Origin of the sequence: Pseudomonas cichorii (genome assembly GCF_018343775.1) — a bacterium.
Lineage (GTDB): Bacteria > Pseudomonadota > Gammaproteobacteria > Pseudomonadales > Pseudomonadaceae > Aquipseudomonas > Aquipseudomonas cichorii.
The window spans coordinates 3,776,129-3,798,588 of record NZ_CP074349.1 but is presented as its reverse complement, the minus strand read 5'-3'; the positions used below and the strand labels follow the sequence as shown (position 1 = coordinate 3,798,588).

The following is a 22,460-nucleotide window of genomic DNA, read 5'->3' as shown; positions in this document are numbered from 1 at the left end:
TTGAAGCGTGCTGTGAATCAGGCAGTCGCTGCAGCGCCAGGTGCTTGCAGTTGATGTCCGCCTTTGCGGAACAGCACCAGTGTAGCGACCAGACCCAGGATCGCGGCACCCGTCAGCCAGATGCCTGGTGCAGCCTTGTTATCCAGCACATGGATCAGGTAGGTGCATGCCGCTGGCGTGAAACCACCGAAAGTTGCGGTCGCCAGGCTGTAGGCCAGGGAGAAACCGGTGGTGCGCACGTCGACCGGCATGATTTCAGTCAGGGCTACCACCATGGCGCCGTTGTACGAGCCATACAGGAACGAGAACCACAACTCCACCATCAGCAGATTGCCGAAGCTCGGGTGTGCCACCAGCCACGACAGGGCAGGGTAGGCGGTAGCAATGGCCAGCACGGTTGCGGCAATCAGCAGCGGCTTGCGCCCGATACGGTCGGAGAACGAGCCCATGATCGGCAGCCAGATAAAGTTGGATATGCCCACACAGACCGTCACCAGCAGGCTGTCGATGTCCGACAGGTGCAGCTCGTTCTTGCCGAAGGTCGGGGTGTAGGCGGTGATCAGGTAGAACGACACGGTGGTCATCACTACCAGCGCCATGCCGCCCAGCACCAGGCCGAAGTTCTGGCTGATGGAGCGCATGACTTCACGCAGGTTCGGACGATGAGTGCGAGCCTCGAACTCAGGCGACTCTTCCAGGGAGCGACGAATGATGAAGATGGCCGGCACGATCAGGCAGCCCACCAGGAACGGCACGCGCCAGCCCCATTCGCCCATCTGATCCGGGCTGAGCCAGTGGTTGAGGCCGACACCCAGCAGACCGGCGAATACCACGGCGGCCTGTTGGCTGGCGGACTGCCAACTGACGAAGAAACCCTTGCGGCCCGGTGTGGAAATTTCCGCCAGATACACCGAAACGCCACCTAGCTCAACGCCTGCGGAGAAGCCTTGCAGCAGGCGGCCAAGCAGAACCAGTAACGGCGCGGCAACGCCCAGGGTTGCGTAACCCGGCACGCAGGCGATCAGAACGGTGCCGAGTGCCATCAGCGCCAGAGTGATGATCAGCCCTTTGCGGCGGCCGTGACGGTCAATGTACGCACCCAGGAAAATCGCACCCAGCGGGCGCATCAGGAAGCCAGCACCAAAAGTGGCCAGCGAAAGCATCAACGAAGCGAATGCGCTGTCGGCAGGGAAGAAGGTCTTGGCGATGGCCGTGGCGTAAAAGCCATAGACCATGAAGTCGAACATTTCAAGGAAATTACCGCTGACAACGCGAAAAATCGCTTTGCCTTTGCCTGTGTTTGAGGCCATTGGAAAATACTCGCTTAGGCTGTCTAGCTCGGGGATCGTTGTATTTATGTCCTGCTTTGCAGTGGCGAAGGCTCAAGCCCGCGTCCTCAGCATAATTGTAACTGCATGTGTAAATTAGACCTAAAACAGCTTCATGTCACGCAGCAGTCGTTTTGCAGGGGATGCTGGGTAATGACTGCACGCGGTATTTGTTTATGCCTCGCGAAGGGTGCATATGGCTTTAGCTCATTGAGATAGCGCCCGGGCTTTTGGCTTGAAGGGCAGCCATTCAAACAAGTGAGCTGGATTTCATATGACTATTGCATTCGATGTTGCAGAACAATTTGCAGCGCGGCCTACCTTGCGCGCAGTTGCTACCGCCACCTTGCGTCAGGGGTTGCGTGAGCTTTATCCAGCGCTGCACATCGATCCGCAGGTTGCGGTCGTTTCCCATACCCCGATCGCAGTCGCCACCTCATCGTCTGCCCTGGGCGAGTCTCGGGACCTTATCGATTGCCTGCTGGAACATTTCTCGGCTCAGTCCAGCGTGAAGTGGACCAACGCGCTGAATGTTCTGCTGGGGGCTTCAGGTCCATTGCCGGTAGACATGGCCGCCATCGGTGCGCTGGTAAATCGATTGGCGCTCGGTTTGTTCGAGAACCTGAAGCAGGCACTGGTCAATTACTGGAGCGAGTGCAGTGGCGAGCGTGTCGATTGCAGCAGTCGTTGGGACTGGCTGGCGTTCAAGATCAAGCAGGCATTGCTCGATGAACTGGGCGCAACGTCTGCGCGGCCCGAAGAGTCCACGGCTCGTGCCTGGTTGCACGATGTTGCTCTTTTTCCGGAAAAGGCCGAGCGCGAACGATTGGCTGTAAAGCGGCCGTTGCCACGCACTTGTATTGTTCGTCTGCAGATCAACGGGCCGGATGCCGAGTCGGTGATACTGCCGACCCTGGTCATGTTCAACGGTGCCAAGGGCAGCGAGCAGGTCTTAATGTATCAGTTGTCGGGGCGCTGCCAGAGCTGGTCGACGATCAGTGCCTGGGAGCGAAGTCTGGCGCATCTGCTGGATGATCAGAGCGGGCAACTGGACGTACAGTGGACCGCTCATGAGCCCGAAGACGATATTTTCAGTGTTCTGGCCATGGCATTGCTGGAAAACCAGTTGGTGGGCATACAGGGCCTCAAGAGTAGCCAGGCCTACGATCTGGATCGTCTGGAGCATTTACTGGCGGCACTGACCGATGTGTGCGCGCTCTTCGAGTCGACCGATCTGGCGCCCGGTCAACCCCCGGCGTTGGGCATAGACCGTTTGCCACTGTGGATGAAAAACGCGCAAGAAGCGGATCGCAACGCTTACAGCCGTTTGATGAGTGCCCTGGCGGTGACCCAGAAGCGTTCCAGAGGCAAGTCCTTCAATGAAGGGCTGCCGCCTATTCTTGAGTTTGCATCCCGCTCTCTGGCTGTCGCCATTGCTCAGGATCACCTTGATAGAGTGGACTTTCTGCCCCATCAGATTCAAGTGCGGGTCGATAAGGTCACTGCCGCCGCAGTGCCGGCAGGAGGACAGCCTTTTGCAACGGGTAGCGTTGATCCGGTGCTCATGACATTTCCCGAGTTTGCCCTTGAAAACCTCTCCGGGCTCCCGGCAGGGGAAATCAAGGTCCAGCGTACCGATGGCAAGCCATTGCCGCACTGGCTGACGGCGGATTATCTGAAAGAACTCACCGTGCGGGTCGATATCGGCCAGGTCTACCCGGATCTGCTCAAGCGCTACCTGGTGACTGACGCCGCCGAGGCGCAACGGCGTGAGGCTTTGTTTACCGGTCAATTGCGTCTGCAACTGCCTTTGCAGGCGCTTGAGCAGAAGATCAAGGGCGAACTGAGTCAGAAGGGTTATCAATCGGTCTGCGCCATCATGCAGACGATCGTGTCCGAGCGGCGTGTGGGCATTCAGCCCATAGTCCTGCGACCATTGGCTTTCGTTCGTCAGCCGGGCCATCAGCCGGATGTGGTGGGCAATATGTTCGTGATAGGCCCGCTGGACACGGCTGTCGGCCCGCATGTGCTTTATCGGCCTTTTGCCCGTAAGCCACTGACCGAGTTTGCCAGTTGGTCGGCGCTGCTGGCGGCGGTCAGACAACCCGGAGCCTTGCAAAACGACATACTGGTCTGGCTGAGTGACAATGCGCGTCCGGTTTATGCCAGTGGCGGTTTCGATGAACCGCACATCATCTGGTTTGGCCAGGGTTCGGATTTCGCGCCGCTGGAAAAACCCCTGCCAGCCGTGCTCGGTACGGATGTACTCAAGGGAGACATCATGTCCGGTCTTTTCAAGGCCAATGCCCGGGCGCTGATCGAACTGGCAGACCGCAACGCTGTTTCCAACGCTGAAAGCCGCTGGGCGTTGTTCAAGGAAGGCGGCTGGTTGGTGCTTAATACGGTGTTGCCGCTGTTCAGCGGGCCGGTTGCCAATGCCTTGTGGCTCGCGCAATTGTTGTCCGGTATCAACCAGCAACTTGCCAGGCCGGTTTCGGCAGATGAAGGGGGGGCGGCACAGCTTGCCGAGTTGCTGCTCAATATCTCGCTGGTATTGCTGCATTCCGGGATTTCTCCCAATACCCTGGCGTCCGTGAACATGATTGCAGGCAATCGGATGATGGCGGAGCCGATTGTGGCGGCCGACCCTGTAATCGTTCGTCAGGCTCCTTCCATTGCTGGCATTCCGCTGAGCGATACCTGGACGGCTCTCGATTTTTCCTGGTCGCAACCCGGCAGCCGGCTCAGCGGGGCGCAGCGTCTTGAGCTGGAAAAATTCAAGGTCTGGCCTGCAACGGTTACCGGAGAACCCATTGCCTCGGGAGCGAATGCCGGTCTCTACAGCTTCAATGGCCTCTGGCTGGCAAGAGTCGGCAGCGACCTGTTTCGGGTGACGGTCGAAGAGGATGGAGTACGAGTCGTACGCCCCGACAATCCATCGGTGCCCGGTCCGTGGCTCAGGCACGATGGTCAAGGCTGGCATCTGGACTTGTCACTGCATCTGCGCGGTGGCGGGCCTAAGAAAAACATTCGCAAGCTGGCTCAGCAAAATGCAGAAAACCTGGTCCGTATCAATCAGAGTCTGGCAGAACTTGATGTGCGTGAAACGGATCTGGTGACCAGGATCACGGGCTACAACACGCATCTGAATACGGCCACCGGTGAGGTGCGACAGCTTTTTTTCGACCGTCTCGAAGGGGCAATGGGCGATGAGGTCGAGCTATTGAAGCAGCGGATGAGCCTGTGGGAGCAGTTGAGAGTCGGGGATCGACCTCCTGAGCGGCAGATGGCGCAGGATATTGCACGGGTCACGATTTATCTGGAGTTTCTGGAAGGCCGACTGGCGGCTGAAAACGGCATTGTTGCCAATACCGAAATTGCGAAAATGGCCAAGACCGGAAGCGTGGTTTCGGATGAGAACATCGAAACCTATCTGAATATGTTCAAGTCGCTGCTGAGCAGGCAGGAAAAAGGCATGCACTGGTCGCAGATTCGCGAATCGCTCTGGGAGAAACTGCGCGCAGTGCCCAAGGTGGGCGAAGAGTATTGGCGCAAGCAGGTTACGACTCTGTATCAAGGCAAGCTGTTCTCTGGTCTGGAGTGGCAATTCCAGCACATGATGTCGTACCTGGAGCTGTGTTTCAGTAAGGAGCACATCGAGATCAATGAAGAGTTTCGCCCTTTCAAGGAGTTGCGTAATGACATGGGGCTCAATGGCGCGTTCGCTTCTCATGCAGAGCTTGAAAGGCCCAACGACTATTCATTGACCGAGCGAATCGATGTTCTGGAAAGTGTCTTGCGCGAGTACCACAAGGCCAAGGGGATTGCTGACGACGTTGATGTCGGTTTGTTCGCGGATGATCAAGTCCAGTACCTCGAGAACTTCAGGACCGAGTTGAATGCGCTGTGCGAGAGAACTCAAGCCCAACTGGCGAAGTTGATTCAGGAAAACGTCGAGCCTCCGCCTGCGATGGTTGAATATGTGCCACGGGTCGAGCAGCCCTACAAGCGAGTCATCAGGACGCGCAGTCATCGTTCCCTTGTCGGGCATGTACGTCGCAATGAGAAGGATTTTACCGGCGAAGTCGCCGACATCATGAATACGCAGACTGGCCAGGTCATCAGCTCGTGGCATCGGCATGCCGATGGCGAGTGGGTGGAAATCCAGACCATCAAACCTGAAAAGCCGACGCCCGGTGTGCGGCCGACATCGGCAGGTGAACTGCAAAGACGTGCCCGGGCATTGCTGCTGGAGGTGGAGCCCGCACTCGAAAAGGCTCGTCTGCAAGCGACACGAGCGTACGAGCCTGAAGACATCGAAGATATCCTTGTCATGAGGGCTGGCAAGTTGACGGCCCTTGCCGAGCAAATGACCGATAGCGCGGCGACATCGGAAAACCTGTCCGGGCAATTGAGCGAAAGTGCGGGGCAATTGCGTGATGCCGCTGCCCGTTTGATTGCCGAGGGTCGCAGCCTGCGTATCTCGATGATCAAGGCGCAGCCACCGACAGCCGCCCGCATCAGCTATCTGCATCGACAGGGCGAAATCAACATTTCCTCTTTCGACGGCAGGAAAAACATGTCGGGTGCCAGGCGTGATGACTTTCTTCAGGAATATGCCATTCGTGACAAGGACAATCGCTTGCTCTGGTGGGCGCATTTTCATTATCGAAACGAAACCGATGCTGCGCAGGCATTCACGGCGGCTCATCTGAAATTGCCCGAGCAGCGGATGATCGGTTACAAGTCACTGATCAGAAATTCGGGAGGGGCCAAGGACGTGGTCAATATCTATCGCAGTGCTATCGGCAAGGACACCGCCCAGCGCCTGTTTCTGGTGCTGGCTCCATGAGGGTGTGGCTGGGCCGGGTGGTGTTTGTGCTTTTTTCCGGTGTCATGGCCGGTTGTGATTCCGGGCCTGTCTTGCAGAACTTTGGTGGGCCGACCATGGGCAGCGGTTATTCGGTCAGCTATGTGCGCCATCCGGGCCAGCCCGATATACGTGTTGTCCAGCCTGAGGTCGAGGCGATCCTGGCCGAGGTGGATCAGCAGATGTCCACCTGGCGCAGCGACTCGGATATCGAGCGATTCAATGTCATGGCGGCCGGTCAATGCCAGGTCATGCCGCCTGCGGTGCTGGATCTGGTGCGCGTCGGCGAGCATCTGTCCCGTGAAACGCAAGGCGCTTTCGACCTGACGGTCCTGCCCTTGATGAATCTGTGGGGCTTCGGCCCCCAGTCCCGCGTCCAGCAGGTGCCGACGGCACGGGAACTGGCCCGGGCTCGTGAGCGAGTGGGTTATCGACGCCTGAGCATCGATAACCGGCGCTTGTGCAAGGATTCCGACGTTGAGATAGACCTGAGCAGCATGGCTGCCGGCCATACGGTGGACCGCATTGCTGCACGGCTCGATGAACTGGGCGTACATGACTATATGGTGCAGGTCACCGGCGAACTGAAGGTAAAAGGGCGCAAGCCCGATGGTTCGGCGTGGCGGGTTGCCCTAGAAGCCCCTCGTGACGATCAGCAGATCGCGCAGAAGATCTTTGCCCTGGACGGTTGTGGTGTTTCGACGTCCGGTGATTATCGCCATTACTTCGAGTATGAAGGGCATCGCTATTCCCATACTCTCGATGCGCTGAGCGGAGCGCCGGTGAGTCATGACCTGGCATCGGTGACAGTGATTCATCCTTCGGCGCTGATGGCCGATGGCTTGTCCACACTGCTGTTGATTCTGGGGCCGAAGCGAGGCTGGGATTACGCACAACAGCATCAAATTGCTGCTTTTTTTGTGATTCGTGCCGATAAGCGCTTTATCATTCGCAGCAACCCGGCGTTCGATCAGCTATGTGCTGTGCAGGCGCAGTGAGCCTGAATGATCGATTGCAGACAAGAGTGGCCTTCAACGCGACCAAGGGGTAATGTTCGCCCCCTTGGTGCAGCGCTAGACTGGGCCCCGTGATTTAGCCAGAGATGCCAGAGTGGCGCCTCGGTATGTTCTAAAGGAGTACGCATGGCTGTCTACAACTACGACGTAGTGGTACTGGGTTCCGGCCCAGCCGGAGAAGGAGCGGCAATGAATGCCGCCAAGGCGGGGCGCAAGGTTGCGATGGTCGACAGTCGTCGGCAGGTCGGCGGCAACTGCACTCACCTGGGCACGATTCCTTCCAAGGCATTGCGTCATGCGGTCAAGCAGATCATCCACTTCAACACCAACCCGATGTTCCGGGCCATTGGCGAGCCGCGCTGGTTTTCGTTTCCGGATGTATTGAAGAACGCTGAAATCGTCATTTCCAAGCAAGTGGCCTCGCGTACCGGCTACTACGCCCGCAACCGTGTGGATGTGTTCTTCGGCACCGGCAGTTTCTCCGACGAAAACAGCATCGACGTGGTATGCGCCAACGGCGTCGTCGAAAAGCTGGTGGCCAACCAGGTCATCATCGCCACCGGTTCGCGCCCTTATCGCCCTGCCGATATCGACTTCAATCACAAGCGTATCTATGACAGCGACACCATCCTCAGCCTGGGTCATACCCCGCGCAAGCTGATCATCTATGGTGCTGGCGTGATCGGCTGTGAATACGCCTCGATCTTCAGTGGCCTGGGTGTGCTGGTCGAGCTGGTGGACAACCGCGATCAATTGCTGAGCTTCCTGGATTCGGAAATTTCCCAGGCGCTGAGTTATCACTTCAGCAACAACAACGTCATGGTTCGCCATAACGAAGAATACGAAAAGGTCGAAGGCCTGGATAACGGTGTGATCCTGCACCTCAAGTCCGGCAAGAAGATCAAGGCCGACGCCTTGCTCTGGTGTAATGGTCGCACCGGCAACACCGACAAGCTGGGGTTGGAAAACATCGGCCTCAAGGCCAACGGTCGTGGCCAGATCGAAGTCGACGAGAGCTATCGCACCAGCGTTCCGAATGTCTACGGCGCAGGCGATGTCATCGGCTGGCCGAGCCTTGCGAGCGCCGCCTATGACCAGGGTCGTTCGGCAGCGGGCAGTCTGGTGGACAACGGCAGCTGGCGTTATGTCAACGACGTGCCGACCGGGATCTACACGATTCCCGAGATCAGCTCGATCGGCAAGAACGAGCATGAACTGACTCAGGCGCGTGTGCCTTACGAAGTGGGCAAGGCGTTCTTCAAGGGCATGGCCCGTGCGCAGATTTCCGGTGAGCGGGTCGGCATGCTGAAGATCCTGTTCCATCGCGAAACCCTGGAAGTCCTGGGCGTTCACTGCTTTGGTGACCAGGCTTCGGAGATCGTACACATCGGTCAGGCGATCATGAACCAGGAGGGTGCTGCGAATACGATCAAGTATTTCGTCAACACCACCTTCAACTACCCGACCATGGCCGAAGCCTATCGGGTAGCGGCCTACGATGGTCTGAACCGGCTTTTTTAAGCGGCTCCGGCCGGTGGCCTGAGCCGGCCGGGGAGACCGATTTCAGCGATTCTCGAGGGTGGCGCTGGCCAAACCGGGAAAGTCTGTAATCAGGCTGTCTACGCCGAAGTCGGCGAGCCTGCGCATCAGCGCAGGTTCGTTGACGGTCCATACCGACACATGCAAACCCTGACGTTGCGCTTTCTGCAAACGCTCCGGGGTACACAGCGTCCAGTTCAAGGCCAGGATCTCGCAGCCGTAGCTCTGGGCGACCTTCAACGGGTCGAGCCAGGCGTATTCGGCGACCAGCCCACGGCTGATGTCCGGCGTCAGCTCCACGGCGGCGCGGAGCACTTCCCGAGAGCTTGAGGTGATCGTCACCTTGTCCAGCAAGCCATGGCGCTGAGCCAGTTCACGAATCGCCAGCACGGTATTGGCGGCGCGATTGCGTGAAGCGCTTTTGACTTCCAGTTGCCAGTGCTCGAAGTCGCATTTCTCGAACAGTTCTTCCAGATGCGGGATCGGGCAGGGCGAAACCCAGCCGGGGCCGCCCTTGCGAGCGTCGTAGGTCACAAGGTCGGCGGCCAGATGTTCGTTGACCTTGCCGCGCCGATCCGTGGTGCGCTTGAGGGTCGGGTCGTGAATGACCATCAGCTCCCCGTCGCGAGACAAATGCAGATCCAGTTCGCAACGGCGTACGCCGTGCTTGAGGCATTCCTGAAAGCTGGTCAGGGTGTTTTCCGGTGCTTCGCCCTTGGCGCCGCGGTGGCCGTAGATAAGCGTCACAATTACTCCTGGCCTTGAAGGCGCCAATTACATGAATGTGATGTGTGCAAGGCAGCGGGCTCAGGCCTTGGGCAAGCTGCCTTGTTCAAGCGCCTGACGACGTTGCTGGGCCTGGCGTTGCAGCACATGGCGTGCGAGCAACTGGCGCTGGGCGTCCGGCAGGTCCACGAATTCGGTGCCTACATCGAATTCGCCGTTTTCCAGAGTGTTACAGTGAATGACAGTGGCGCTCAGCATCAGGCCTGAAGCCTGGGGCATCAGCACCATCTTGATCGACAGTTTTTCGCCGAGGGTGTAGCTCTGGTTTGAGGTGAACAGCAGGCCACCTTCGGAAAGCTTTACCGGCTGCGGTGCGCCAAGCTTGCCCAGCGCGGTATGGGCAACAACCCGGCCCAGCAGGTCGATACGCTTGTTCAGCGACTTGAGAAAGCTGTTGAGCACCCGGTCACGCTCGTCGAGCTGACGCAGCAGGTGCTGGGATTCGAACTCGCTGACATGCAGTTCGCTGAGCAGATCGAACAGGACCGACGTGTCGCGCATGGCTTCCTGACTGGCCTGGTCGGCCTGAGACAGGGGGTTAATTTCCAGTGCGACGCTGTCTTCGATACGGTAGTATTCGCGGCGTTCTTCTTCATCTAGTGTCGACATGGCGAACCCATGGTAGCTGCTGTGGTCAGAGAGTTTCGAGTGTAAAGCTGCACGTCAAGGCCCGCCACACGGACGACCCCATTCCTGCGAACAATTCCTACATGTTCAGACCTCTTTTTGTATTTATCGGCACGCGCTACACCCGTGCGAAACGACGTAATCATTTTGTTTCCTTCATCTCCCTGACGTCCATCATCGGCCTCGCCCTGGGCGTAGTGGTGATGATAGTCGTGTTATCGGTCATGAATGGTTTCGATCACGAAATGCGCACCCGCGTGCTGGGCATGGTGCCTCACGCCACCATCGAATCGGGCGAGCCCATTGCCAGCTGGCAGGGCCTGGCTGCCAAAGTCCAGGAAAACCCGCAGGTGCTGGCGGTTGCGCCATTCACCCAGATGCAGGGTTTGCTGACCAACGACGGCAAGGTCCAGAAGGTGCTGCTTAACGGTATTGACCCGACTCAGGAGCGCAAGGTTTCGATCATCGACAACTTTGTGAAACAGGGGAAGCTCGACAGCCTTGCGCCCGGCAGTTTCGGCATCGTGATCGGCGACAAGGCCGCCACCAAGCTGGGTGTCGGCATTGGCGACAAGCTGACCTTCGTTGCTCCAGAAGTCACGGTCACGCCTGCGGGCATGTTTCCGCGCATGAAGCGTTTTGAAGTGGTCGGCATTTTTCACGTCGGCGCCGGTGAGCTGGACGGCTATCTGGGCCTGACCAACCTCGAGGATCTGGGGCGTCTGCATCGCTGGAAGCCGGATCAGGTCCAGGGCCTGCGCCTGAAGTTCGATGACTTGTTCGCTGCTCCCCGCACGTCATGGGAAATTGCCCAGAAGCTGGGCGAGAACAACTTCTACTCCCGCGACTGGACCCGCACCCACGGCAACCTGTATCAGGCGATCCGTATGGAAAAAGCCATGATCGGCCTGCTGTTGCTGCTGATCGTTGCGGTGGCGGCGTTCAACATCATTTCTACGCTGGTCATGGTGGTCAACGACAAGAAAGGCGATATCGCCATCCTGCGCACCCTGGGCGCGACCCCGAGACAGATCATGGCCATCTTCATGGTGCAGGGCTCTGTGATCGGTGTGGTCGGTACGCTGATCGGCGCGGCGGTGGGTATTGTGGCGGCGCTCAATGTCAGCTCGGCGATTTCGGCGCTTGAAGGCCTGATGGGCCACAAGTTCCTCAACGCCGACGTGTACTTCATCGATTATCTGCCTTCGCAACTGATGGCCCAGGATGTGTTCCAGGTCTGCGGTGCTGCGTTGGCCCTGAGTTTCCTCGCCACCCTGTATCCAGCCTGGCGTGCGGCGCGCACCCAGCCTGCGGAGGCGTTACGTTATGAGTGAGTCGGGCATGTTAGATAAAGCTGTATTGAGTTGCCGCAACCTGGGTAAGTCCTACGAGGAAGGTCCGGAGTCTGTCGTGGTGCTGTCCGGCCTGCAGCTTGAGTTGCATCCGGGTGAGCGTGTGGCGATTGTCGGCAGTTCGGGCTCGGGCAAAAGTACCTTGCTCAACCTGCTTGGTGGCCTGGATACACCTACCGAGGGCAGCGTCTGGCTGGCCGGGGAAGAGCTGTCGGCGCTGAATGAAAAGGCCCGTGGCCTGCTGCGTAACCGGGCGCTGGGTTTCGTCTACCAGTTCCACCACCTGTTGCCCGAGTTCACCGCGCTGGAGAACGTCTGCATGCCGCTGCTGATCGGCAGCACACCGATTCCCGAAGCGCGCCAGCGTGCCACGGCTTTGCTGGAACGTGTAGGTCTGGGGCATCGGCTGGCGCACAAGCCATCGGAGTTGTCCGGCGGTGAGCGTCAGCGTGTGGCGATTGCCCGTGCGCTGGTCAACCAGCCAGGGCTGGTGATGCTCGATGAACCCACCGGTAACCTCGATCATCACACGGCCCAGGGTATTCAGGACCTGATGCGTGAGCTGAGCACTTCGTCGCGTACTGCGTTTCTGGTGGTGACCCACGATATGAACCTGGCACGGCAGATGGACCGCATCCTGCGCCTGGAAGACGGTCGCCTGGTCGCTGGCTGATTGACCCGCCCCGGCGCAAGTCATCGCGTCGGGGTCTTTACCTTTTTCTACGGTGCTCCGCGAATGTTCAGACCGTTATCCATTTTCATCGGCGCGCGCTATACCCGCGCAAAGCGTCGTAAAAGCTTTATCTCGTTCATCTCGATGACCTCGATGATCGGTCTGGCGCTGGGCGTGCTGGCGATGATCGTGGTGTTGTCGGTCATGAACGGTTTCCAGCGTGAAATGAGTTCACGGATCCTCGGCATGGTGCCCCATGCGATGATCGCTGGCGTCAAGCCGGTGGATGACTGGAAATCCCTGGCAGAAGCGTCCCTGAAGAACCCGGAAGTCACGGCAGCCGTGCCAATCACCGAGATGGAAGGCATGCTGTCCTATAAGGGCTCCATGCAGCCGATCCAGGTCAGCGGTATCGATCCTGCGCTTGAGCATCAGGTTTCCATCGTGACCAGGCACATCATTCGCGGCAACCTGCAGGACCTGAAGCCGGGTGAGTTCGGCGTGGTGCTGGGCGAGATCACGGCTCGTCGCTTTCGCTTGAGCGTGGGCGACAAGCTGACCCTGATCGTGCCTGAAGTCAGCAGCGCACCGGGCGGTATCACGCCGCGCATGCAACGCCTGACCGTAGTAGGCGTGTTCAAGGTGGGAGCCGAACTGGATGGCTCCATGGCGCTGATCAACATTGCCGACGCCGCGCAGATGCAACGCTGGCAGCCCGATCAGGTGCAGGGCGTGCGCCTGGCGTTGAAGGATCTGTACAAGGCGCCGCAGGTTTCCACTGCCATCGCTTCGAGCCTGGGCGCCGATTATCGTGCCGATGACTGGACCCACACCCAGGGCAGCCTGTTCAGTGCGATGAAAATGGAAAAGACCATGATCGGCCTGTTGCTGCTGATGATCGTCGCCGTGGCGGCGTTCAACATCATTGCGACCCTGATCATGGTGGTGAACGACAAGGGCGCGGATATCGCCATCCTGCGCACCATCGGTGCCACGCCGCGTCAGATCATGGCGATCTTCATGGTTCAGGGCACGGTGATCGGTATCGTCGGCACCCTGATCGGCGGCGTGCTGGGCGTGATTGCTGCGCTGAACGTCAGCAGTCTGGTGGGCTGGTTCGAGCGGGTCAGCGGCCAGCACGTCTTCAGTTCCGATGTGTATTTCATCAGCAACCTGCCTTCGGAGTTGCAGGGTGGTGACGTGGTGCTGATCTGCAGTGCCGGTTTCATCCTGAGTTTCCTGGCAACCATCTACCCCGCATGGCGCGCCGCCCAGGTGCAGCCGGCTCATGCACTGCGGTACGAATGACCGATACCGTGCAGCAATGAATTCATTGCTGCACGGGCGTCACAGTGCGCGCAGGCGTCAAAGCTGAAAGCCCGGTGCAAACCCTATAAACTTGCCGGGTTAATTCATGAGATTCCAGGTATTGCCATGCATCCCGCAGCCGAACACTCTCCGCTGGGCAAGTCCAGTGAGTACATCGCCACCTACACGCCATCCCTGTTGTTCCCGATTCCGCGCGCTGCGAAGTGGGCCGAGCTGGGGCTGACGGCTCAGACGTTGCCTTATCAGGGTGTTGATTTCTGGAATTGCTATGAGCTGTCCTGGCTACTACCGTCGGGCAAGCCGGTGGTGGCCATTGCCGAGTTCAGCATCCCGGCTGACTCGCCCAATATCATCGAGTCCAAGTCCTTCAAGCTCTACCTCAACTCGCTGAACCAGACCTCCTTCGAGAGCACTGAGCAGTTGCAGGCGACCCTTGAAAAGGACCTGTCGGCAGCGGCGGGCAAGCCTGTAGGTGTGCGTATCAGCCGTCTGGCCGAGATCGAGAGCGAAGGTGTGGCCAGCTTGCCGGGAGCCTGTATCGACGATCTGGATGTCAGCATCGACAGCTATGACCATCCGCAACCCGAGTTGCTGCGCTGCGACGATTCCCGTGTCATCGAGGAGAGCCTGCACAGTCACTTGCTCAAGTCCAACTGTCCCGTGACCAGCCAGCCTGACTGGGGCAGTGTGGTAGTGGAGTACCGTGGTGCGGCGCTGGATCATGCGAGCCTGCTGGCTTACATCGTCAGCTTCCGCCAGCATTCGGACTTCCATGAGCAATGCGTGGAGCGGATCTTTCTCGACCTGCAGCGTTTGCTCAAGCCTGAGCGGCTGACGGTTTATGCGCGCTATGTGCGCCGTGGCGGGCTGGATATCAATCCGTATCGCAGTACTGAAACGTTGCAGGTCGATAACCGTCGACTGGCGCGCCAGTAAGCAGAGAAGCCCGTCATTTGACGGGCTTTTTTGTACACGCAGTCAGATCCCGATGTTGCCCAGGGTCTGCACGATATTGCGCAGGGTCCCGGCAATGGCAGGATGCTCCAGCTCGAAGCGTTCTACCGCGAGATTGACGCCATCGGCCAGGCTGGCGTCCTGAGTCATGCTTTCCAGCTGGATCTTTGTTTCAATCTGTTCCATCAGCTCACGGAGATTGTCACGCTCGGCTTCGGACAACGGCGGATTGTGCTCCAGTTGCTCGCGCAGGGTATTGAGTTGTTCTTGCAGTTCGCGGGCAGGCATGGCGTGCTCCTTTGTTGATAAGTCTGCTTCATGGACTCTCGCATTGAGCGAAAGGTCCGTGATGCATTAAGACTAATCCACTCAGGACTTGCCTGCATGATGTGTATCAGGGCTTTTCACCCTTGCTGCGGCGAAGGGCGATATCAGCAAGGCAGGACTCCAGCTCACCCAGATGATCGATGACCGAATGCACGCCCTGAGCGTAAAGCTTGAGGGTGGCGTGGGCGCGGCGTTGTTCGCGTTCGCTGTCGCTCAGTGCTTGCCATTGCGCAGGGGAGAGGCCGCACAACGGCCCGCAGGATGCCAGGCCGATGGTCCAGAGTCCGGCATTCAGCCCCGATTGCAGCAGGCGCGGGTCGCCGCTTATCAGCACGCAACCCTCAAGCTGATTCACTTTCAGCGCCATCAGGGCCAGCCAGCAGGCGTCGGGAGCTGGCCATTTTGCGTTCGGGCGTGGAGCCGCCGTGACCCATTCGCTGACAGTCGCAGCCAGTGCATGACTCAGGTTTTCGGGCAGTTCATCGATCCAGGCGCAAGGCATGCCCTGGCGGCTCAGGGTTTGCAGAATGTCGATGGCGCCGGGCGTCGCGAGGGCGAAGTCCGGTTCCTGGGCCTTGATGCCTGCCTGCGCACCAAAGTCCACCAGGCAGCCGCTGAGGCCGAACAGCAGGGCAGGGAAGTCAGGCAGGGAGTTGGCAACCGGCGCGAGCATGGTAATGTCTCTGAAATATTCATGAACGCTACCGGGCTTTTGTGACATTCGGATGAATGTCCGGTGACTGTGTTTAAACTGTCGGCGGACTGACAGAACTGACTTATTTCTGGCGGAACGCTTTATACTGCCAATCCTTGCGTATGGGCTCGCAGTCGCGCGTCATCATCTTGATCAGGAGTTTCAGCTATGCCCGTGATCGGTGCAGGCTTTGCCGGGCGTCTGGCTCGGTTGTGTGTATGTGTGGGAGTTGCCTTCGTTCCGATGGCGGCACAGGCGGCCGAAGAAGATCCTTGGGAGAGTGTCAATCGCGTCATTTTCCGTTTCAACGACACCCTCGACACCTACACCCTCAAGCCTATTGCGCAGGGCTATCAATACATAGCTCCGCAATTCGTCGAAGACGGCGTACACAACTTTTTCAACAACATCGGCGATGTGGGCAATCTGGCCAACAACATCCTGCAGGCCAAGCCTGAGGCTGCCGGTGTCGATACTGCGCGTCTTATCGTCAACACCACGTTCGGTCTGCTGGGCGTCATCGACGTCGGCACCCACATGGGCTTGCAGCGCAACGATGAGGATTTCGGCCAGACCCTCGGGTACTGGGGTGTAAGCAGTGGCCCTTACGTTGTGCTGCCGCTGTTCGGCCCGAGCACTGTGCGTGATGCCATTGCCAAATACCCGGATACCTACACCGAACCGTACCGTTACATCGACCATGTGCCAACCCGCAATAGCCTGCGCGCTGCGGACCTGATCGATATGCGCGCCAGCCTGCTGTCGGCAGAGCGCATGGTGAGCGGTGACAAATACACCTTCATCCGCAATGCCTATTTGCAGAACCGCGAATTCAAGGTCAAGGATGGTCAGGTCGAAGACGATTTTTAATCGTTACTCAATGTTGACCTGATGAATGAAGGCGACCTTGGTCGCCTTTTTTCTTTTTCGGGACGCGATGGTGCAATCAATTCATCGAAATGATGGAAAGTCCCAGCTTTTGCCCGCCGCCTTCGATATCTGTCAGCCAGACGACTTCTGTCTGGGCGGACAGTCCCGAGAGTGCCGGGTGGTCAGAGTCTATGCTGACGCTGAGTTTGTCTCCGATCTTGAAGGAACGCGGTGCCTCGACCTGCATTCCGGTGCTGGAAAGGTCGATGCAGACGGCTGGAATTACCTGACCTGCATGGAGCAGGTTGATATCTGCATCGATACGCATGCGAATGTAGTCGCGTTTCTCCTCGTAGCTGCGATCATTTTGACCCATGTCTAGCCCTTCGTTTTGGTTGCTGATTAGTAGGTTCTTATAACTCCCGGCGATTTGCGATGTAAAGACGTAAAGTGAGCAGGGTCGTACGCTTGAAACGCCCGTCGGATGGGAGTACCGTCTGCGCCTTGAAGGGCACCTCTGAAACCTGATTGCCGGTCCGAGTGCGGACCTGCCGTTGCAGAGAGGCTAGAAGCGAATCCAGTAAGCAGGTACCGGCATGTCCGGGCCGCCTACACAACCTCATCTGGCGCCGTTTGCCCACATGCCAAAAACCAGTGCCACACTGCTGATTATCGATGACGACGACGTAGTGCGTGCGAGTCTCGCCGCCTATCTGGAAGATAGTGGCTTCAGTGTCCTCCAGGCGAGTAATGGCCTGCAGGGAATACAGACATTCGAGCAGCAAAAGCCCGATCTGGTCATTTGCGATCTGCGCATGCCCCAGATGGGAGGTCTTGAGCTGATTCGTCAGGTGACGGGGCTTTCTCCACAGACCCCGGTCATTGTCGTTTCCGGTGCGGGCGTCATGAGCGATGCGGTCGAGGCCTTGCGCCTTGGCGCTGCCGACTACCTGATCAAGCCGCTTGAAGACCTCGCCGTTCTCGAACATTCCGTGCACCGCGCACTGGACCGTGCCCGCCTGCTTCAGGAAAACCAGAACTACCGCGAGAAGCTCGAAACGGCCAACCGCGAGCTGGAGGCGAGCCTTCATCTGCTGCAGGAAGACCAGGATGCCGGTCGTCAGGTGCAGATGAACATGCTACCGACCACGCCTTGGGCTATCGACGAGTTCCAGTTCGCTCACCAGATCATCCCGTCACTGTATCTGTCCGGCGACTTCGTGGACTATTTCCGTGTCGATGAGCGGCGCGTGGCGTTCTATCTGGCTGACGTTTCGGGCCATGGTGCGTCTTCAGCTTTCATTACGGTGCTGTTGAAGTTCATGACCACGCGCCTGCTGTTCGAGTCCAAGCGCGGCGGCACATTGCCTGAGTTCAAGCCGTCGGACGTGCTGTCGCACATCAACCGTGGCCTCATCAGCTGCAAGCTGGGCAAGCACGTGACCATGGTCGGTGGGGTTATCGACGAAGACACCGGCATCCTGACCTATGCCGTCGGTGGCCATCTGCCGCTACCTGTGCTGTTTGCAGACGGGGAAGCACACTATCTACAGGGTCGCGGTCTTCCCGTCGGGCTGTTCAACGAAGCGACCTATCAGGACCATGAACTGGAACTGCCCGAGTCCTTCAGTCTGACGATGCTGTCTGATGGCATACTGGATCTTCTGCCCGGTGATACACTCAAGGAAAAGGAAGCGGTCTTGCCGCAAATGGTGAAGACTGCTGGTGGAAGCCTGGAAGGACTGCAGGAGGTTTTTGAATTGGCTACGCTAGGGGAGATGCCGGATGATATCGCCTTGTTAGTGTTACGCAGGAATCTTGAATGAGTACCGGTAGAATCCAGTTCGCCGAGCAGGAAGGCACCTTCGTACTGAAGTTCGTGGGCGAAGTGCGCTTGACGCTGTGTTCGGCCTTGGATGCGACGATCGAGAGAATCTTCACTGCGCTGAATTTTTCGGCCGTGGTGATCGATTTGACCGAAACCCGCAGCATCGACAGCACGACACTGGGCCTCCTGGCCAAGCTGTCGATCCTGTCGCGTCAAAAGGTAGGGTTGCTGCCAACCCTCGTGACGACCCATGAAGACATCACACGGCTGTTGCAGTCGATGGGCTTCGATCAGGTGTTCAACATCGTCGATCGGCCCATCCCGCGCCCTGAATGCCTGACCGACCTGCCGTCGCAGGATCAGTGCGAAGAGGTGGTCAAGGCCAAGGTGCTGGAAGCGCACAAGATCCTGATGGGCTTGAACGACTCCAATCGTGAAGCCTTCCATGACCTGGTCAATGCCCTCGAAGGGCAGCGATAAGCGAATCTGCAGACTTGCCGCGCTGAACAGCGGGCAATAAAAAGGGCGGCCCTCGCAAGGAGGCCGCCCTTTAGTGCATTCAGGCCTTGGCGGCGAGCAATGCTTCGAGCTTTTCCTGGTCGCGAGCGAACTGACGAATGCCTTCTGCCAGTTTTTCCGTGGCCATGGCATCTTCGTTGGAGGCCCAGCGGAACTCCTTCTCGGACAGGCTCTGACGGGCTTCGCCAGCGTTGCCCGGTGCGAGCTTCTGCTCCAGGCTGCCGTTGTCTTCTGCCAGTTGCTTGAGCAGGTCCGGGCTGATGGTCAGGCGGTCGCAACCAGCCAGTTGTTCGATCTGGCTCAGGTTACGGAAGCTGGCCCCCATCACCACGGTCTTGAAGTCGTTGGCTTTGTAGTAGTTGTAGATGCGGGTTACGGACTGCACGCCCGGATCTTCTGCACCTGTGTACTCCTGGCCCGACGATTTCTTGTACCAGTCGTAGATACGGCCCACGAACGGCGAAATCAGGAACACACCGGCTTCGGCACAGGCCACGGCCTGAGCGAAAGAAAACAGCAGGGTCAGGTTGGTCTGGATGCCATCCTTCTCCAGCTTCTCGGCGGCCCTGATGCCTTCCCAGGTGGAAGCCAGCTTGATCAGGATCCGGTCGCGACCAATACCGGCTGCATCGTACAGACTGGCCAGACGCTCGCCACGCTCGATCATCGCATGGGTATCGAAGGAAAGCCGTGCATCCACCTCGGTGGATACGCGCCCTGGCACGACATCGAGAATCTTGCGACCAATGGCAACGGCGAAGCGGTCAGACGCCAGACCGATATCACCCTTGCTGCCACTGAACGCCTCGGCCAGCAGCTCAGCGTTGCTTTCGCTGGAAGCCGCCTTGAGCAGAAGAGAAGGGTTGGTGGTGGCGTCTACCGGCTTGAGGCGGGCAATGGCATCGAAATCACCGGTATCGGCGACGACAGTTGTGAATTTCTTGAGTTGTTCCAGCTTGGAAGTCATTAGCGTGCTCTGTCCTGTGCGGTTGGATGACATTACCCGAGCGCTGCCTGCCACTCAAGGTCGCAGACCATGATGTCGACGTTTGATGACGCGCTTTCCTCATTCGCAGGCAATAGATGACGCTCGGGGTATGGAAGAGGGGTTCAGACTGGATTTGAGCGTGGTTGGGGCTGGTTGTTCCCTTGGTGTGTCTCAAGCTTCGTCCGCAGTCTTGATGCTTCCTGATAGACTGTGCAACCTTTGCGCTCGGGCATGATCTGCTCGGTGTACCGAATTCGCTGTCCTGTTCCAGTCGTCCGATGAATATACCTGTGAATACTGCTTCAACTGCCCGCCCCATGAAGCCTGCGCCATCCCGCCGCTTCTCCGTTGCGCCGATGATGGACTGGACTGACCGCCATTGCCGGTATTTCCTGCGCCTCCTGTCGAAGAATGCCCTGCTGTACACCGAAATGGTCACCACAGGTGCATTGATCCACGGTGATCGTGAGCGTTTTCTGCGCTACGACGAGGCGGAGCATCCGCTGGCCTTGCAGCTTGGCGGGAGTAATCCTGCGGATCTGGCGACTTGTGCCCGCATGGCTGAAGAGGTGGGGTACGACGAGGTCAATCTGAATGTGGGCTGCCCGAGTGATCGGGTGCAGAACAACATGATTGGCGCATGCCTGATGGGGCATCCCGAGCTGGTGGCCGATTGTGTGAAGTCCATGCAGGACGCTGTGGCGATTCCGGTGACGGTGAAGCACCGGATCGGGATCAATGGCCGGGACAGTTACGCCGAGTTGTGTGATTTCGTCGGCAAGGTTCATGAGGCGGGTTGCAACAGCTTTACGGTGCATGCCCGTATCGCGATTCTGGAAGGGCTCTCGCCCAAGGAAAACCGGGATATTCCGCCGTTGCGCTATGACGTGGCTGCGCAGTTGAAGAGGGACTTTCCTGGTCTGGAGATCATCCTCAATGGCGGGATCAAGACCCTTGAGCAGTGCCAGGAGCATTTGCAGACCTTCGATGGCGTGATGCTCGGGCGTGAGGCTTATCACAATCCCTATCTGCTGGCCGAAGTGGATCGCCAACTGTTCGGCAGCACCGCGCCGGTCATCAGTCGTGCAGAGGCTCTGGAAGCGTTGCGGCCTTATATTGCTGCGCATATCGAGAGCGGCGGCACCATGCACCATGTCACGCGGCATATCCTGGGCATGGCCCATGGTTTTCCGGGAGCGCGACGTTTCCGGCAGTTGCTGTCAGTCGACATTCACAAGGCGGAAAAACCCTTGTTGCTGCTGGATCAGGCGGCGGAGTTTCTGGCGGGGCATTAGTGGTTTGTTTTTTTCGCGAATGAATTCGCTCCCCCTACACACATACCTGTGCGAATTCATTGGCGACGGGCTGCCAAAAATATTCACGCCAGATTTGCTCTGGATCAATCAAAGCCGCCTTTGCGATGGTTGCTGGCCTTGAAGGGGACTATGTTGAATACATACCCATTCAAGGAGAGATGTCATGCACAAAGTACTGGTTCCTTATGACGGCTCGGCTCATTCGAAGCATGCGCTGGAGTACGTCATCGGTTTGTCAGGCAACCTTGCACGACCACTGCAGGTGCATTTGCTCAACGTGCAGGCCAGCCCGGTCGTCTATAGCGACTACCTGGCGCCGGACATGATCGAGGGCGTCAAAGCCGGGCTTTTCAATGAAGCCAATCGCGTGCTTGCAGAGGCCGTGGTGCTCTTGAAGCAGGCAAATATTGCCCATCAGACTCACGTGGATCTGGGCAACGTCGCCGATCAGGTCAAGCTGGCTGTGCCGCAACTGGGTTGCGACACTGTGGTGATGGGCACTCGCGGCCTGGGCAGCTTCGGTGGTTTGCTGCTGGGTTCGGTCGCCAACCGCGTGATTCACGAAGTGTCGGTGCCGGTCATTCTCATCAAGTAATCGAACTCAAGCCTGCGCCGGTGCCCGATACTGGCGCAGCAGTTCGATCTTTTCCGGCGGCAATAACTGGCGCAAGGTTTTGTACAGTGCGCGGGTTTCCAGCAGGTTCCAGATCCGCAGCATGGTTTCCAGGGCATCCAGTGGCTTGCTGATGAAGTCCCGGGCGCCGAGGGCCAGGGCGCGCAGGCGGGTTTCGCGAGTGGCGTCGGCGGTCAGGACCATGATCGGCATGTAGTCGTTGCTCGGGATGCGCCTGTTCAGTTGCTCCAGCACCGCAAACCCGTCGAACTCCGGCATGTGCAGGTCGAGAATCACCAGATCCGGCTCGAAGCTGTTGAACAGGTCCAGCGTTCTCAGCGGCTCGGTGCTGCTCAATACATTGGTCAGGCCTTCGCGAGCGAGCAATTGCTCCATCAGTTCAAGATTGGGCCGCTGGTCATCGATAATCAGGATACGGAAATCGCCGCTCATGAAGGCTCCGGTAGGTATTGGTCCAGGTGCGCGAGGAACGCCGGCACCTGGATGGGTTTGGTCAGGATTGCCGTAGCTCCGGCCTGGCGCAACTCGCGGTGGGTCTTGTCACTGGCGTCGGCCGTGATCATCAACACCGGCGTGTTGGCTGTGCTGGGGGATTGTCGCAGGCGCTTCAATACATCGCGACCCGTAAGGTCTGGCAGGTTCACATCCAGCAGAATCAATTGCGGCGCGTGTTGCCGTGCGAGATCCAGCCCCAGTTGCCCTTGCATGCTGGACAGCAGTTGAATGCCGGGCCTGCGCTGCAACAGGGTTTCGATCAGTGCCATGCTCGACAGGTTGTCTTCGATGCACAGCACTTTGCCGTAATGCTCG

Annotated in this window: 20 protein-coding genes and 1 pseudogene; 12 read left to right on the top strand and 9 right to left on the bottom strand. The window is 58.3% G+C overall.

The window, feature by feature from the left end; translation table 11 throughout:
* Positions 1 to 17: 17 nt before the first annotated feature.
* A complete protein-coding gene (gene tcuC, locus KGD89_RS15745) occupies positions 18 to 1,310 on the bottom strand; it encodes an MFS transporter (RefSeq protein WP_025260727.1) in 1,293 nt (430 codons plus the stop codon).
* Positions 1,311 to 1,602: 292 nt separating this feature from the next.
* Here tcuC and KGD89_RS15740 point away from each other — a divergent pair, with 292 nt between their 5' ends.
* The 3 genes from KGD89_RS15740 to sthA all read left to right on the top strand — a co-directional run bounded on the left by KGD89_RS15740 (position 1,603) and on the right by sthA (position 8,735).
* Positions 1,603 to 6,180, top strand: coding sequence for a dermonecrotic toxin domain-containing protein (locus tag KGD89_RS15740; protein ID WP_025260726.1), 4,578 nt, complete (start codon positions 1,603 to 1,605; stop codon positions 6,178 to 6,180).
* Entirely contained in the window at positions 6,177 to 7,196 is a 1,020-nt protein-coding gene (locus KGD89_RS15735) for an FAD:protein FMN transferase (RefSeq protein WP_074568984.1), read from the top strand. Before KGD89_RS15740 ends, KGD89_RS15735 begins: the two co-directional genes overlap by 4 nt.
* Before the next feature lie 144 nt (positions 7,197 to 7,340).
* Positions 7,341 to 8,735, top strand: coding sequence for a Si-specific NAD(P)(+) transhydrogenase (gene sthA, locus KGD89_RS15730; protein WP_025260724.1), 1,395 nt, complete (start codon positions 7,341 to 7,343; stop codon positions 8,733 to 8,735).
* Positions 8,736 to 8,777: 42 nt separating this feature from the next.
* Here sthA and KGD89_RS15725 read toward each other — a convergent pair whose 3' ends face one another.
* Positions 8,778 to 9,500 (bottom strand): glycerophosphodiester phosphodiesterase, encoded by a 723-nt coding sequence (locus KGD89_RS15725; protein ID WP_025260723.1) that lies wholly within the window; start codon positions 9,498 to 9,500, stop codon positions 8,778 to 8,780.
* A gap of 60 nt (positions 9,501 to 9,560) precedes the next feature.
* Positions 9,561 to 10,148 (bottom strand): PilZ domain-containing protein, encoded by a 588-nt coding sequence (locus KGD89_RS15720; protein WP_025260722.1) that lies wholly within the window; start codon positions 10,146 to 10,148, stop codon positions 9,561 to 9,563.
* 101 nt (positions 10,149 to 10,249) lie between these two features.
* Between KGD89_RS15720 and KGD89_RS15715 the strand changes: the two genes are divergently transcribed.
* The 4 genes from KGD89_RS15715 (at position 10,250) to queF (ending at position 14,456) form a co-directional block, all read left to right on the top strand.
* Positions 10,250 to 11,500 carry a lipoprotein-releasing ABC transporter permease subunit gene (locus KGD89_RS15715; protein WP_025260721.1) on the top strand — a complete coding sequence of 417 codons (1,251 nt, stop codon included), beginning with the start codon at positions 10,250 to 10,252 and terminating at the stop codon, positions 11,498 to 11,500.
* A 7-nt stretch (positions 11,501 to 11,507) separates the two neighbouring features.
* Positions 11,508 to 12,191: a lipoprotein-releasing ABC transporter ATP-binding protein LolD gene (gene lolD / locus KGD89_RS15710; protein WP_176767545.1), complete on the top strand. Its 684-nt coding sequence runs from the start codon at positions 11,508 to 11,510 to the stop codon at positions 12,189 to 12,191.
* 63 nt (positions 12,192 to 12,254) lie between these two features.
* Positions 12,255 to 13,499, top strand: a complete 1,245-nt coding sequence (locus tag KGD89_RS15705) for a lipoprotein-releasing ABC transporter permease subunit (RefSeq protein WP_025260719.1) — start codon at positions 12,255 to 12,257, stop codon at positions 13,497 to 13,499.
* Positions 13,500 to 13,625: 126 nt separating this feature from the next.
* The gene (gene queF, locus KGD89_RS15700) at positions 13,626 to 14,456 is read left to right on the top strand and encodes an NADPH-dependent 7-cyano-7-deazaguanine reductase QueF (RefSeq protein ID WP_025260718.1); all 831 of its coding nucleotides are present in this window, start codon (positions 13,626 to 13,628) and stop codon (positions 14,454 to 14,456) included.
* A 42-nt stretch (positions 14,457 to 14,498) separates the two neighbouring features.
* Here queF and KGD89_RS15695 read toward each other — a convergent pair whose 3' ends face one another.
* Positions 14,499 to 14,762: a DUF4404 family protein gene (locus KGD89_RS15695; RefSeq protein WP_025260717.1), complete on the bottom strand. Its 264-nt coding sequence runs from the start codon at positions 14,760 to 14,762 to the stop codon at positions 14,499 to 14,501.
* Positions 14,763 to 14,868: 106 nt separating this feature from the next.
* Complete coding sequence (locus KGD89_RS15690; RefSeq protein WP_025260716.1) at positions 14,869 to 15,474, bottom strand: phosphatase; 606 nt, start codon at positions 15,472 to 15,474, stop codon at positions 14,869 to 14,871.
* Positions 15,475 to 15,663: 189 nt separating this feature from the next.
* Between KGD89_RS15690 and KGD89_RS15685 the strand changes: the two genes are divergently transcribed.
* The gene (locus tag KGD89_RS15685) at positions 15,664 to 16,365 is read left to right on the top strand and encodes an MlaA family lipoprotein (RefSeq protein WP_025260715.1); all 702 of its coding nucleotides are present in this window, start codon (positions 15,664 to 15,666) and stop codon (positions 16,363 to 16,365) included.
* A gap of 76 nt (positions 16,366 to 16,441) precedes the next feature.
* On the opposite strand, the gene KGD89_RS15680 is transcribed toward KGD89_RS15685, so the two are convergent.
* Complete coding sequence (locus KGD89_RS15680) at positions 16,442 to 16,741, bottom strand: PilZ domain-containing protein (RefSeq protein ID WP_025260714.1); 300 nt, start codon at positions 16,739 to 16,741, stop codon at positions 16,442 to 16,444.
* A gap of 265 nt (positions 16,742 to 17,006) precedes the next feature.
* Here KGD89_RS15680 and rssB point away from each other — a divergent pair, with 265 nt between their 5' ends.
* Positions 17,007 to 18,191, top strand: coding sequence for a two-component system response regulator RssB (gene rssB, locus KGD89_RS15675; RefSeq protein WP_025260713.1), 1,185 nt, complete (start codon positions 17,007 to 17,009; stop codon positions 18,189 to 18,191).
* Positions 18,188 to 18,673: an anti-sigma factor antagonist RssC gene (rssC, locus tag KGD89_RS15670; protein ID WP_004881040.1), complete on the top strand. Its 486-nt coding sequence runs from the start codon at positions 18,188 to 18,190 to the stop codon at positions 18,671 to 18,673. The genes rssB and rssC overlap by 4 nt, the downstream gene beginning before the upstream one ends.
* 79 nt (positions 18,674 to 18,752) lie before the next feature.
* Here the strand turns inward: rssC and tal are convergent, their stop codons facing one another.
* Positions 18,753 to 19,679 carry a transaldolase gene (gene tal, locus KGD89_RS15665; RefSeq protein WP_025260712.1) on the bottom strand — a complete coding sequence of 309 codons (927 nt, stop codon included), beginning with the start codon at positions 19,677 to 19,679 and terminating at the stop codon, positions 18,753 to 18,755.
* A 338-nt stretch (positions 19,680 to 20,017) separates the two neighbouring features.
* On the opposite strand from tal, the gene dusA reads away from it, so the two are divergent.
* Together dusA and KGD89_RS15655 are read left to right on the top strand one after the other, a co-directional pair.
* Positions 20,018 to 20,995: a tRNA dihydrouridine(20/20a) synthase DusA gene (dusA, locus tag KGD89_RS15660; RefSeq protein WP_162883697.1), complete on the top strand. Its 978-nt coding sequence runs from the start codon at positions 20,018 to 20,020 to the stop codon at positions 20,993 to 20,995.
* Positions 20,996 to 21,179: 184 nt separating this feature from the next.
* A complete protein-coding gene (locus tag KGD89_RS15655) occupies positions 21,180 to 21,611 on the top strand; it encodes a universal stress protein (protein ID WP_025260710.1) in 432 nt (143 codons plus the stop codon).
* A gap of 6 nt (positions 21,612 to 21,617) precedes the next feature.
* On the opposite strand, the gene KGD89_RS15650 is transcribed toward KGD89_RS15655, so the two are convergent.
* Both KGD89_RS15650 and KGD89_RS26445 read right to left on the bottom strand, forming a co-directional pair.
* Entirely contained in the window at positions 21,618 to 22,082 is a 465-nt protein-coding gene (locus KGD89_RS15650; protein ID WP_025260709.1) for a response regulator, read from the bottom strand.
* Positions 22,079 to 22,450, bottom strand: a pseudogene (locus KGD89_RS26445) (response regulator); the annotation flags it as partial. The gene KGD89_RS15650 and the pseudogene KGD89_RS26445, both read right to left, overlap by 4 nt.
* Positions 22,451 to 22,460 lie beyond the last annotated feature (10 nt).

Coding starts and splice junctions, on each gene's coding strand:
- tcuC (WP_025260727.1), bottom strand. CDS start 1,310: ATGGCCTCAAACACAGGCAAAGGCAAAGCGATTTTTCGCGTTGTCAGC.
- KGD89_RS15740 (WP_025260726.1), top strand. CDS start 1,603: ATGACTATTGCATTCGATGTTGCAGAACAATTTGCAGCGCGGCCTACC.
- KGD89_RS15735 (WP_074568984.1), top strand. CDS start 6,177: ATGAGGGTGTGGCTGGGCCGGGTGGTGTTTGTGCTTTTTTCCGGTGTC.
- sthA (WP_025260724.1), top strand. CDS start 7,341: ATGGCTGTCTACAACTACGACGTAGTGGTACTGGGTTCCGGCCCAGCC.
- KGD89_RS15720 (WP_025260722.1), bottom strand. CDS start 10,148: ATGTCGACACTAGATGAAGAAGAACGCCGCGAATACTACCGTATCGAA.
- KGD89_RS15715 (WP_025260721.1), top strand. CDS start 10,250: ATGTTCAGACCTCTTTTTGTATTTATCGGCACGCGCTACACCCGTGCG.
- lolD (WP_176767545.1), top strand. CDS start 11,508: ATGTTAGATAAAGCTGTATTGAGTTGCCGCAACCTGGGTAAGTCCTAC.
- KGD89_RS15705 (WP_025260719.1), top strand. CDS start 12,255: ATGTTCAGACCGTTATCCATTTTCATCGGCGCGCGCTATACCCGCGCA.
- queF (WP_025260718.1), top strand. CDS start 13,626: ATGCATCCCGCAGCCGAACACTCTCCGCTGGGCAAGTCCAGTGAGTAC.
- KGD89_RS15695 (WP_025260717.1), bottom strand. CDS start 14,762: ATGCCTGCCCGCGAACTGCAAGAACAACTCAATACCCTGCGCGAGCAA.
- KGD89_RS15690 (WP_025260716.1), bottom strand. CDS start 15,474: ATGCTCGCGCCGGTTGCCAACTCCCTGCCTGACTTCCCTGCCCTGCTG.
- KGD89_RS15685 (WP_025260715.1), top strand. CDS start 15,664: ATGCCCGTGATCGGTGCAGGCTTTGCCGGGCGTCTGGCTCGGTTGTGT.
- KGD89_RS15680 (WP_025260714.1), bottom strand. CDS start 16,741: ATGGGTCAAAATGATCGCAGCTACGAGGAGAAACGCGACTACATTCGC.
- rssB (WP_025260713.1), top strand. CDS start 17,007: ATGCCAAAAACCAGTGCCACACTGCTGATTATCGATGACGACGACGTA.
- rssC (WP_004881040.1), top strand. CDS start 18,188: ATGAGTACCGGTAGAATCCAGTTCGCCGAGCAGGAAGGCACCTTCGTA.
- tal (WP_025260712.1), bottom strand. CDS start 19,679: ATGACTTCCAAGCTGGAACAACTCAAGAAATTCACAACTGTCGTCGCC.
- dusA (WP_162883697.1), top strand. CDS start 20,018: ATGAAGCCTGCGCCATCCCGCCGCTTCTCCGTTGCGCCGATGATGGAC.
- KGD89_RS15655 (WP_025260710.1), top strand. CDS start 21,180: ATGCACAAAGTACTGGTTCCTTATGACGGCTCGGCTCATTCGAAGCAT.
- KGD89_RS15650 (WP_025260709.1), bottom strand. CDS start 22,082: ATGAGCGGCGATTTCCGTATCCTGATTATCGATGACCAGCGGCCCAAT.